10 protein-coding genes are annotated in these 12,027 nt (G+C 66.5%); all 10 read right to left on the bottom strand.

Going from position 1 to position 12,027, the window contains the following annotated elements; translation table 11 throughout:
• Position 1: 1 nt before the first annotated feature.
• On the bottom strand, positions 2-703 hold the full coding sequence (locus tag E0501_RS00665; RefSeq protein ID WP_137699431.1) for an ABC transporter ATP-binding protein: 702 nt from the start codon (positions 701-703) through the stop codon (positions 2-4).
• Positions 696-1,469, bottom strand: a complete 774-nt coding sequence (locus E0501_RS00660) for an ABC transporter ATP-binding protein (RefSeq protein ID WP_137699430.1) — start codon at positions 1,467-1,469, stop codon at positions 696-698. The genes E0501_RS00665 and E0501_RS00660 overlap by 8 nt, the downstream gene beginning before the upstream one ends.
• Positions 1,466-3,319, bottom strand: a complete 1,854-nt coding sequence (locus E0501_RS00655) for an ABC transporter permease (protein WP_137699429.1) — start codon at positions 3,317-3,319, stop codon at positions 1,466-1,468. The genes E0501_RS00660 and E0501_RS00655 overlap by 4 nt, the downstream gene beginning before the upstream one ends.
• A gap of 78 nt (positions 3,320-3,397) precedes the next feature.
• Complete coding sequence (locus tag E0501_RS00650; protein WP_205123435.1) at positions 3,398-4,612, bottom strand: ABC transporter substrate-binding protein; 1,215 nt, start codon at positions 4,610-4,612, stop codon at positions 3,398-3,400.
• 78 nt (positions 4,613-4,690) lie between these two features.
• Positions 4,691-5,275 carry an amino acid synthesis family protein gene (locus E0501_RS00645; RefSeq protein ID WP_137699428.1) on the bottom strand — a complete coding sequence of 195 codons (585 nt, stop codon included), beginning with the start codon at positions 5,273-5,275 and terminating at the stop codon, positions 4,691-4,693.
• Positions 5,272-5,859 carry an amino acid synthesis family protein gene (locus tag E0501_RS00640; protein ID WP_137699427.1) on the bottom strand — a complete coding sequence of 196 codons (588 nt, stop codon included), beginning with the start codon at positions 5,857-5,859 and terminating at the stop codon, positions 5,272-5,274. Before E0501_RS00640 ends, E0501_RS00645 begins: the two co-directional genes overlap by 4 nt.
• Positions 5,852-6,685: a UPF0280 family protein gene (locus E0501_RS00635; RefSeq protein ID WP_137699426.1), complete on the bottom strand. Its 834-nt coding sequence runs from the start codon at positions 6,683-6,685 to the stop codon at positions 5,852-5,854. Before E0501_RS00635 ends, E0501_RS00640 begins: the two co-directional genes overlap by 8 nt.
• Entirely contained in the window at positions 6,682-8,160 is a 1,479-nt protein-coding gene (locus E0501_RS00630; RefSeq protein WP_137699425.1) for a 6-hydroxynicotinate reductase, read from the bottom strand. Before E0501_RS00630 ends, E0501_RS00635 begins: the two co-directional genes overlap by 4 nt.
• Positions 8,161-8,196: 36 nt before the next feature.
• Positions 8,197-10,929 carry a molybdopterin-dependent oxidoreductase gene (locus E0501_RS00625; RefSeq protein WP_137699424.1) on the bottom strand — a complete coding sequence of 911 codons (2,733 nt, stop codon included), beginning with the start codon at positions 10,927-10,929 and terminating at the stop codon, positions 8,197-8,199.
• Entirely contained in the window at positions 10,922-11,749 is an 828-nt protein-coding gene (locus tag E0501_RS00620) for an FAD binding domain-containing protein (protein WP_137699423.1), read from the bottom strand. Before E0501_RS00620 ends, E0501_RS00625 begins: the two co-directional genes overlap by 8 nt.
• Positions 11,750-12,027: the final 278 nt, after the last annotated feature.

Genomic DNA, 12,027 nt, shown 5'->3' with positions numbered 1-12,027 from the left:
CTCAGACCGCCAGGTATTTCTGGCTGATCTCTGGATGCGCATCGAGATCGTCAAACCCGCCTTCATAGCGCAGGGTGCCCTTCTCGATGATGCAGGCCCGGTCCGACACCGCCCGCGCGAAATGCAGGTTCTGCTCGCTCAGAAGCACCGACAGCCCCTCGGCCTTCAACTCCTTGATCACCCGTGCCATCTGCTCAACGATGACCGGTGCGATGCCCTCGCTTGGCTCGTCCAGCAAGACCACCTTCGGGTTGCCCATCAGCGTCCGCGCGATTGTCAGCATCTGCTGTTCGCCGCCCGACAGCTGCTTGCCCAGGTTGCCCTGCCGTTCGGCCAGGTTCGGGAAAAGCTCGAACAGGTGCTCCAGCTGCCATTCCGGTGCGCCCTCGCGCCGCGGCCGCCGCCCGACTTCCAGGTTTTCCAGAACCGTCAAGTCGGGAAAAATCCGCCGCTCTTCCGGCACATAGCCGATCCCGGCGCGGCAGATCATGTGCGGGGCCTTTCGCATCAGCGACTGGCCGTCATAGGTGATCTCGCCGGTTTTCTGGTCGACCAGCCCCATGATGCATTTCATCGTCGTGGTCTTGCCCGCGCCATTGCGCCCCAGAAGCGCCACGACCTCGTTCTCGCCCACCTTCAGCGATACGCCGTTCAGGATTTGCGCCCGGCCATAGCGCGCGGTCAGGTCCTTTACCTCAAGCATCGCGCGCCTCCGCCGCTGCAAACACCGTGCCGCCGCCCAGGTATACCTCCTGCACCAGTGCGTTCTCGCGGATCTCGTCGCCGGTACCTTCGGCGATCAGCGCGCCGCGGTTCAGCACCAGGATGCGATGGGCATGGGCAAAGACCACATCCATGTCATGCTCGGTGAACAGCACGCTCACCCCGCGCTCGGCCACGATCTGCGCCGTCAGTTCCATCAGCGCCACCCGCTCGCTCGGGGCCATGCCCGCCGTGGGTTCATCCATCAGCAAAAGCGCCGGGTCGGGCGCCAGCGCGATCGCCAGTTCCAGCCGCTTGAGATCGCCATAGGCCAGTTCCGAACAGGCCCGCCCGGCCTGCTCCTGCATCGACACCAGTTCCAGCAGGGCCATCGCCTCGTCGCGATAAAGCCGCGTTGCGCGGCTGAAAATGTCGTACATCCGCCGGTGATGGCTAATCAGCGCCATCTGGACATTCTCCAATACCGTCATCGACAGGAACGTCCGGGTGATCTGGAACGTCCGCCCCACCCCCATCCGCACGATCCGCCGCGGCTTGATCCCGATCAGCTCCCGCCCCTCGAGTTCGACCGAACCGCGATCCGGCCGCAGGTAACCATTGACCATGTTGAAACAGGTCGTCTTGCCCGCACCATTCGGTCCGATCAGCGCCAGGAACTCGCCCGCGGCCAGGTCAAAGGACACATCCTCGACCGCGACAAGCCCGCCGAAGCTCTTGGTCAGTCCGCGCACCTCAAGAACGTTCATGCCCGTTCCTCCCGGCGCAGCCCAACCGCGCGCAACAGCCGGTCAACACCGCCCGCCACCCCGTCGGGCGCCAGCAGCACCACCACAAGGATGATCGCGCCGAAGATGAAGCGCCAGTAATCCAGCCGGCTCACCCAATCCTCGATCAGAACAAAGACGCCCGCGCCAAAGATCGGTCCGGCCAGCGCGTGAATGCCACCCAGAAGCACCATGATCAGCCCATCGACCGACTGACCGATGCCCAGCACGTCGGGAAAGACCGACCCCTTGGAAAAGGCAAAGACAACGCCGGCCAACCCGGCAAAACCGCCGGCCAGGGCAAACCCCATCCATTGATGGAACTTCACGTCCATCCCGATCGCCTCGGCCCGTACATCGCTGTCGCGGATGCCGCGAAGGCCATATCCGAAAGGCGAATGCGCCACCCGCCGCAGAAACCAGATGCCACCGACGCACAGCACGAAAGCGATATAGAAATAGACCCGGTCGCTGCTGGCCCATTTCGCGGGCCACACGCCCAGGATCCCGTCATCCCCGCCGGTGAAATCCTGCCACTGAAAGGTCACACCCCACAGGATCTGCGCCGCCGCCAGCGTCAGCATCGCCAGGTATACGCCCGACAGGCGCACGCAGAACCAGCCGAAGAAGAGCGCCGCCGCCGCCGCGCCCAGGGGCCCTATCAGCATCGCCGGTATCATCGGCAGCCCGGCGAACTTCACCGCCATCGCCGCCGCATAGGCGCCCACGCCGAAATAGGCAGCGTGGCCAAAGCTGACCATGCCGCCCAACCCCATCATGAAATGCAGGCTCACTGCGAAAAGCGTGGCGACCATCACGTCGACCAGCAGGATCGTGGTGAAATCGCTCACCACCGCCGGGCTGGCGGCCAGCGCAAAGACCAGCGCCATCACGACGATCGTCGCGCGCGAGGACAAGAGCCGCAGGGGCTGCTCGGGCTCAGACGGCGCGCCGTGCTCGCTGCCCTCCTTGCCGAACAGGCCATAGGGCCGCACGATCAGAACGATCGCCATGACGATAAAGGGCAGCACGATCGAGATCTGCGGAAAGATCAGGATGGCAAAGGCGTTCAGAACCGAGATCAGCACCGCCGCCACAAAGGCGCCCGCCACGCTGCCCATCCCGCCGATCACGACCACCACGAAGGCATCTCCGATCACCGAAAGGTCCATCTGCAGGCTGACCGCCTCGCGCGGGATTTGCAGCGCACCGCCCAGCCCCGCTAGCGCCGCGCCCAGCACGAACGCCGCCGAGAAGAGCCACGCCTGGTTCACCCCCAGCGCACCCACCATTTCGCGGTCCTGCGTGGCCGCGCGTACCAGAACGCCCCAGCGCGTACGATGAAACACCAGCCAGATCCCGGCCAGCACCAGCGGCCCGATCAGGATCAATGCCAGGTCGTATTCCGGGATCGGTTCGCCCATGATCCGCACTGCCCGGTCCAGCCCCGGCGCGCGCGGGCCCAGCAGGTCCTCGGCGCCCCAGATCGCCAGAGCGGCATCCTGGATGATCAGCACCACGCCGAAGGTCGCCACCAGTTGAAAGAGCTCGGGCGCGTGATAGATCCGTCGCAGGATCGTCACCTCGACCAAGAGCCCCAGAAGGCCCACGATCACCGCCGCCACGACCACCCCGAACCAGAAGCCGAAGATGCCGCCATCCAGCGTGGTGACGATGGTATAGGCCAGGTACGCCCCCACCATGTAGAACGAGCCATGCGCGAAATTCACGATCCGCGTGACCCCGAAAATGATCGACAATCCGCAGGCGATCAGGAACAGCGACGAGGCGTTCGCCAGCCCGGTCAGCAATTGCGCAACATAAAAACCCATTTCGCCCGTCCCCGTCAGTGCGCGATTTTTCGCAGAAAAATCGGGGCGGTTCAGGCCGCCCCGATCCTGTTTTCGGCCTTACTCCGCCGGGCGCAGCTTGGCCGCTTCTTCTTCGCTGGGCAGGTATTTCGCCCCATCGGCATAGAACCAGTCCGCCATCTTCGGCTTGCCGTCGACCAGCGCGGTGAAGCCGACATAGGCCCCCATGGTCGACTGGTGATCGGCCGCGCGGAACATGAACGGCCCGGTGGGCGACGAGGCCACTTCAAGCCCCTCCATTGCCGCCAACAGCGCTTCGGTCTCCGTCGACCCGGCCTTTTCCAGCGCCGCCTTGATCGCCAGGACCGAGTTATAGCCGACGATGGAACCGGTTTTCGGCGCCTCGCCCCATTTCGCGATATAGGCCGCGGCAAAGGCCTCGTGCTCGGGCGTCTTGATATCGGTCGAGGGATAGCCGGTCACGATCCAGCCCTCGGGCGCTTCGCCACCCAGCGGGTCGAGGTATTCCGGCTCGCCGGACAGGAGCGACACGACGGGGCGATCCTCGAAGAGGAAACGCAGGCTGCCCTCGCGCACGAACTTGGCCAGGTCGCCGCCGAAGGTGACGTTATAGATCGCGTCGGGTTTTGACGCCTCCAGCGCCCGCACGGTCGACCCGGCGTCGATCTTGAAGACCGGCGGCCATTGCTCTTCCACGAACTCAACATCCGGTTGCAGCTTGGTCAGCTCAGCCTTGAAGGCCGCCACGGCGTCCTTGCCATAGGCATAGTTCGGCGCCACCGTGGCCCATTTCTTCTTGCCTAGCTTTGCGGCCTGTTCGGCCAGCATCGCCGCCTGCATGTGGGTCGAGGGGCGCAGCCGATAGGTGTACTTGTTGCCCTTCGACCATACGATCGCGTCGCTCAGCGGCTCGGATGCCAGGAACAGCACTTCCTTCTGCTTGGCGAAATCCGCCACCGCCAGGCCGATATTCGAAAGGAACGTGCCAAAAAGCATCACCGCCCCTTCCTTCGAGGTCAGCTCCTCGGCAATGCGGATGGCGGTGGCGGGATCGCCGGTGTCATCGCGGCTGATCACCTCCAGCATCGCGCCGTTGACGCCACCCGCGGCATTGATCTCCTCAACGGCCAGTTCCCAGCCCTTCTTGTAGGGCTCGGTAAAGGCGGGCAGGCGGGTGTAGGAATTGATCTCGCCGATCACGATCTTTTCCTGCGCCTGCGCCCCCGCGGGGATCATCCCCAGCATCGGCAGCGCCGCCAGCGCGCCCAGTATCTTGCGTCGTACCAGTTTCATGTCATTTCTCCCTGACAGTGAATTTCATTGAATTATGTTGTTGTTATCCCTTGGATATTTAGGGGGATGCGCCCCCGCTCACCTCAAACCATCTTTCCCTTCGGCCTCGTCGGCCGTCAAGCCGCCCACGCGCGGCAGGGGCCGGCCGCTGTCGGTCACGGCCACGGCCACCATGATTTCGCGCGCGCGCGGCGCATCGTTCAGCATCACCTCGATCCCGTCGAAATGGCTGCGCACATAGGCCGCGTCCTTATGGCCCAGCGGCACGTCCAGCACCTGCCCAGGGCTGCCCATCTTTTTCGAGGACGGCACCAGCGCAGCGCCTTTCTCGACCGCCTGCCGCAGCGGTGCGCCCAGTTTCGGGTGCAGGATCGCGGCGGCATGTTCCAGCTCGCCCTTCTCTCCCACCATCGCCGATTTGCCATAGCTCTCGGCATCGCCCGGCTCGATATCCAGCGCATTGACACAGCGCTCGCCCAATAGCCCGCCCAGTTCGGCACCGATCTCCATCAGCTCGCTCAGATCTTCCTCGTAGCGACCCGCAAACGGGTTCTCGATAACCGCCACCGCCACCGCCTTGCGCGTGGGCGGCGTGATCTCGCGGCCCATCTCCTTCAGCGTCTCTTCGACCGTGACCACCAGTTTCCTGATCTTCGCCTTCATCTCAGCCCATCCTCTCCCTTGATGTCCCAGGCCTCCAGCCCGCCCGAGCGCGAATGCACGCGCGCGCCGTTGGTCATCACCAGCGCCAGCGCGATCTCGCCCGCGCGCGGCGCGTCGGTGCAGCCCACCTCGATCGCGTCGAAATGGCTGCGCACGTAGGAGGCCATCACATGCGTCACCGGCACATCCAGTCGCGCGCCAACGCCGCCCACCTTCTTCGTGCTGGGCACGATCGCCTTCGAGGCATCGGCACCCAGAAGCTGCCGCATCGCGTATCCGCCCGGCGCATGCCACAGCGCGCCATGTTCGATCTCGCCGCCCTCGCCGACGATGGCGCCCTTGCCATAGCCTTCCACGTTTTCCTTGCCGCCCAGCATGTCGATCAGCTTCTGCGCCATTTCCAGCCCCAACGGACGCAGGTCGTCGATGAAGGGCTGGATCTCGGGCTCATAGCGCCCCGCATATGGGTTCTCGATCACCGCCAGCGCCCAGGCCCGGCAATAGGGCTTCTCGGCCCTCGGCCCGCCCTCGTGCCAGATCTCCTCCAGCGACGTGATCATCTTCCTCACCTTGACCTCAGGCATGCGTCAGCACCCTCCCTTTGATGAAATTTCCCGCGCCCACGGTGCGCGTTTCCCCGCGCAGGCTCAGCGCCGCGGCCGCGATCAGGCCCCGGTCTTTCATATCACCGGCCGTCCGCGCGCCGTGGTCCAGCGCCATGTCCACATCCTCTCGCGCCAAGGCACCCACATGCGTAACGACCGGACGCTCGCCGAGATCGGTATCCGGCCGCACCTCACTGGCCGGCGCCCGGCGGATCGCAGGATGCCCGGGCAGGTCCACCGCATTGGCGATCAGCGTTGCGGCCACGTCCGCCGCGGCGGCGTCACGGGCCAGAACCGTCACGCTCCCTGCGATACCCATCGACAGGCTGCGCCCGCCCTGGCCGCTGGTCGCAATGCCACCAATACCGTCCGCCGCGCAAATCTCGGCCGTGCCGCCGGTGCCCGCCATCGCCACGCGAAACCGCTCGCCATTGGCCAGCCACAGAGCAATGTCACCGCCATTGTTCACATAGGCCCGGCGCGGATCGGCGCCCGCGCGCATCCCCGCCAGCACGTGATCGGCCACCGCGCCCGCCACCGCCGCCATCGGCGTGACAAACCCGCGATGTCGCCCGACGGCCCGCCACATGCGCTGCGCCACGGCACCGTAGGGCGGGCTTTCAGCCCGCCATGCCTGCTGCAACAGCTCCAATTCGCCGACCAGGCCTTCCAGAACACCCTCGAACGCCGCCCTTGCCGCCGCGAAGGCGCGCGCGCGATCGCCATCGCAGCCGATCACCAGGTCAATCGGCCCGTGCTGCAGGTGCAGCCGCCCGCCCGGCAGGATCGCGGCGGAAAAGCTCATCCCTTGTCCCCCCAGCGATAATGCCCCTTGGCGGTGGGATCATGCCGCGATGCGCCCGGCTCCACCTTGCGCACTTTCTCGGTCACCACGGTATCGGCGGGCCGGATTTCCTCGACATGCCCGCCCAGATCGGCGTAATCGCTCACCCGCATGGTGAACTCGATCGGTGCGACAATGGCCGGCGTCGGCACATAGCCAAAGGAATTCGAGGGCATCTCCATCACATCCGCCATCACCGTGATCCCGCCACCGGGCCAGACATAGGCCTCGGCCCCGCCACAGCTGACCTTGGTCAGAGCCTCGCGGACCGAGCGGGTCAGCCGCACCGGGTTTTCCGTCACGCCGGCGCGCAGGCTGCCGCCCGCGCCGCCCATGAACAGCACGGAACAAACCGAGGGCTCGCAGTTTTCCGCGATCCGCCCGGCGCTGGCCATCACCGCCTCGGGCGCCTCGGCCGCCCGCGGCACCAGGTCTGCGTCCAGCTCGTAATAGGCCCATTGCTCGCCCGTAGTGGACACCATGAACAGCCGCAATCCCGGCCAGGCCACGTTTTTCTTCCACTCGCCCAGGATGGTCAGCGGATCCTCGATATCCGTGCCGCCCCAGCCACGCCCCGGTTCGGCCACCTGGAAATAGCGCCCAGGGGTCGAGCGGCGGCCCTTGATCTTGATGCCCGTCGGTTTCACCCCCAGAACCTGCCCGGCCTGATGTTCGCTCAGCACCCCGGTGATATGGTCATCGACCACCACCACCTCGTCGACGATCTCGTGCCACTGCTTGGCGAACATGCCGATCGCGGCCGAACCGCAGCCCACCCGCATCAGCCGCTCCTGCTCGCCGTCGATGATCGGCGCCTCGCCGGCCTGCACCACCACCGTGACGGCGTGGCTCTCCTCGCCGATCACCATCTCGACCGGCTCGCGGTTGCACAGCGCCATCAGCGCGTCGCAGGTCACGCGCCCCTCGCGCTTGCTGCCGCCTGTCAGGTGCTCCACCCCGCCAAGGCTCAGCATCTTCGATCCGTATTCGCTGGTCATCACATGGCCGATCGGTTCGCCATCCACGCGCACCACGTCACGCTCGTGGCCGATATGGCGGTCGGTGTCGATTTTCACCTTCGCTCCGCAATAGGAAAAGATCCCCTCGGTCACCACGGTGACCATGTCGACGCCCTCGATCTCCTGGCTCACGATGAAGGGCGCGGGTTTGTAGTCAGGATATGTCGTGCCCGCCCCCACGGCGGTAACGAAGCGGCGATGTCCCTGGATGATGTCGCCATCCCAATCGCCCGCCTCGTCCGTCTTCAGGAACGGCACCAACCTCTCGGACGTGCTCTCGATGATGGTCAGCGGGTCCAGCCGTACCAGTTCGCCGCCATGATTGGCATAGCGGTCACAGGCGCCGGGCTTGCCTTCGGCTATGTAACACATCACCGGACAGGCATCGCAGCGGATCTTCTCCGGCCTCTCACGCATGCCAGGCTCCCCCCTCGAATTTTCGCAGAAAATTCGTCATCCCCCCGCCTCCTTCAATGCCGCGCGCAGCCGCGAGGGCGTCACCGGCAGCCGCTGCATCTGCACCCCCGTGGCATCGCGGATCGCGTTCAATATCGCCGGTGCGGTTGGGATCAGCACATGCTCGCCCAACCCCTTGGCGCCATAAGGCCCGTGCGCATCGGGCTCCTCGATGATCAGCGTCTCCACCGGCGGCATATCCCCGATGGTAGGGATCAGGTAATCATGCAGGTTCTCGGTCCGCCCGGGCAGATATTCTTCCATCAACGCCATGCCCAGCCCCTGCGCGATGCCGCCTTCCACCTGCCCCTCGATCAGAAGGGGGTTGACCGCGTGGCCCACATCATGCGCGGCGACGAACTTGAATGGCTTCACCGTGCCCAGCCGCGTGTCGACGTCCAGAACGCACAGATGCGCGGCATAGCCGAACTGGGCGTAAGGCACCCCCTGCCCGTTCTCGTCCAGCGGTTTCGTCGGCGGGTCATAGGTCTCGGCCACGCGCAGAACATAGCCTTCCGCGTCCGGCTCAAGCGCGGCCAGGTCGATCACCTGCACCCGGTCGCCATCCCGAACCTCGATGCCAGCCTCACGCAAAACAATCTCCGCTTCGGGCCCGGCATTCGCGCGCTGCAGGATCTCGGCCCGCATCGCCTCGCCCGCCAGCCGCGCGGCATTGCCCGTCACGAAGGTCTGGCGCGAGGCCGAGGTCTTGCCGGCATCCGGCGTCACGTCCGTATCCCCGCCCACCAGCTCCAGCGCCGTAACCGGCACGCCCAGCGCGGTGGCAAAGATCTGCGCGATCACCGTGTTGGCCCCCTGCCCGATATCGGCTGCCCCCTGGTGCAGCACCAGTTGCCCATCGCCGCGCACCCCCGCCTTGATGGTCGAAGGGTTGGGAAGCGAGGTATTGCCACAGCCATACCAGCCCGCGGCCACGCCCACGCCGCGCCGCACCGGCCCGCCGGCGGCGTTCACCCGCGCCGCCTCGGCCCGTTCAGCCTCCCACGCGGGCCGCAGCGCCTCAAGGCAGGCCTTGATGCCCACGCCCTGCTCGAACACCTGGCCACAGACCGTGGGCACGCCGTTTTCCAGCGCGTTCAGGATCCGGAACTCCAGCCGGTCGATGCGCAGCGTATCGGCCAACTCGTCAAACAGGCTCTCCTGCGCCACCGCCGCCTGCGGCACGCCGAACCCGCGAAACGCGCCCGAGGGCGGGCAGTGGGTGTGAATCCCCTTCGCCTCGGCCCGGTAATCGGCCACGCGATAGGGCCCCGAGGCATGCACCGGCACCCGGTTCGCCACCGTCGGCCCCCAGCTGGAATAGGCCCCTGTGTTGAAAAGGCCGTCAAACCGCAGCCCGCTGATGCGGCCATCCCTGCCCGCACCGATCCGCACCGTCATGTCGGCCGGGTGCCGCTTGGTCGTCGATTGCATCGACTCGGTCCGCTCATAGGCGATACGCACCGGCCGACCCGCCTTCAACGCCGCGATCGCCAGATAGGGCTGCACCGACACATCCAGTTTCGAGCCGAACCCGCCCCCCGTCGCCGTCGGCACGACCCTAATCCGGCTGCGATCCATGCCCAGAACGGTTTCGAGCGTATCGAGATCCATCACCGGGGCCTGCGTGCAGGCATGCACCTCGACACGGCCATCCACCACCTGCGCGAAGCCAGCCTCGGGCTCGATATAGGCGTGTTCCACGAAACTCGTCTCGAACCGCCCCTCAAGCACCACATCGGCCCGCTCCAGCGCGGCCTCCACATCGCCATGCGCGACAAAGCCGCCGCACATCACGTTGCCGTCGCGCCCCTCGTGCAGCAGCGGCGCGCCCGGCGCCATGGCCTCGGGAATGGTTTGCGCATCCTCCAGCGGCTCCCATGTTACGGGGAACCGCTCCGGATCAAAGCGCGCCACCACGTCGGGCGCGCCGACCACGGCGGCCACCGCCTCGCCCCGGAACCGCGCGACGCCTTCGGCAAAGACCGGCTGGTCGATGAAGCCCGGGATCGTGCCATAAAGGTTCAGCCCTGGCACGTCCCTGGCCGTCAGGACCGCATCCAACCCCTCGGCCCGGGCGAACCCGTCCAGGTCACCAAGGGTGAACCGCGCATGGGCATGCGGGCTGCGCACCACCCGGATCACCAGCGCGTCCGCCGGCGCCACGTCGTCGCCGAATTGCTCGGTGCCGTCTACCTTGCGCCGCCCGTCCAGCTTCTCGATCGCCGCCCGGGTATGCCCCTGCGCATCGACCACGGCCCCGGGCGCGTGCCCCATCACCGCGTCGATGATCTTGCGATAGCCAGTGCAGCGGCATAGCACGCCGCCCAACGCGTCCATCACCTGCCGTTCATCGGGCTCCGGAACCTCGCGCAAGAGCGCCACGGCCGAGACCATCATGCCCGGGGTGCAGATCCCGCATTGCGCCGCCCCCTGCCCCTCGAACCGGCGGCCCAATTCCCGCGCCAGCGGCTCGCCCGCGACCAGCCCGGCCAGGGTTTCCACCGTTTTCCCCGCCGCCTGCTGCGCCGGCATCAGGCACGAACAAACCGGCGCGCCATCCACCAGAACCGTGCAAGCCCCGCAATCGCCCGCGTTGCAGCCCACTTTCACGTCGCGTGCGCCCAGCCGGTCGCGCAACGCCTCCGACAACCGCTCGCCCGGGCGCGGCAGGATCTCGACCTCGGTGCCATTCAGCCGGAAGGATGTCATACCGAGCCGCTTATCCATGTGCCGCCTCCCGCAGCGCCCGGCCGATCAGCTCGGAAACCGCCTCCAGCCGATAGGCCCCGCTGCCGCGCACATCATCGATCGGCGACAGAGGCGCCAGGTGCGCCGGGTCGATGCGCAACTCCTCCAGCCGCGCGCCAATCATCGCCGCCTCCAACGCGGGCAGCCGTCGCGCCACCGGCGAACAGGCGCCCACGGCCACCCGCGCATGATCGATACGGCCTTCTTCGTCGCGGCCCAGAACCACCGCGACCATGGCAATAGAAATCACCAGGTACGCCCGGCTCCCGAGCTTGCAGAACGCGCCCGCGGCATCCGTGGGCGGCTCGGGCATGTGCACCGCGACCACCATTTCGCCGGGGTCCAGCGCGACCTGCCGCACCCCGGTGATAAATTCTTCCAGCGCCACCCGTCGCGTGCCACCGGGTCCGGCAATTTCCACCTGCGCCCCCAGGGTCAGGAGCGGCGGCACGCCATCCGCGGCGGGCGAGGCATTGACCAGGTTACCCGCCACCGTGCCGGCGTTCTGGATCTGCAGCCCGCCCACCTTCCGCGCCGCCGCCTTCAACCCGTCAAAAGCACGCGGCAGGTCCGCCCGCGCGATCTCCGACCAGCGCGTCGCGGCCCCGATACGCCAGCCCCCGGCTTGCCGTGCAATCCCGCGCAGCCCCGCGACCCGCGTGATGTCCAGAAGATCACCCCGCGGCCCTCCAGGCCGCATCGACGGGTAGAAATCGGTTCCCCCCGCCACGACCGTCACGCCGCCACGGGACAGGATATCCAGGGCATCGCCCAGAGTCTCCGGCGCATGATATTCCACGCTACACCTATGTCTGGCCCCCTGTCGGACCACGTTTAATTATCGTTGGTATGCAAATGGTATGAGCGGTTCCTGAGTCGAGTCAAAATCTTTTCCGCATCCGTCCGGGCAGCCAACCCCGCAGAGCGCATGCTCCCGGAAGAAAGACAGAATGCCACCCGGTTCTTTCTTGGCAAAAATACTCAAGTGACACGGCAACGCCGCGCCCATGGCAAAACGCGCGCGCCCCATTGCCGCCCGAGGGCGGCGGGGCGGGTGGGCGGGAGCCGTCCGAGGGC

This window comes from Marimonas lutisalis, from assembly GCF_005434965.1.
Lineage (GTDB): Bacteria > Pseudomonadota > Alphaproteobacteria > Rhodobacterales > Rhodobacteraceae > Marimonas_A > Marimonas_A lutisalis.
This window is presented reverse-complemented; position numbering and strand designations above follow the sequence as displayed.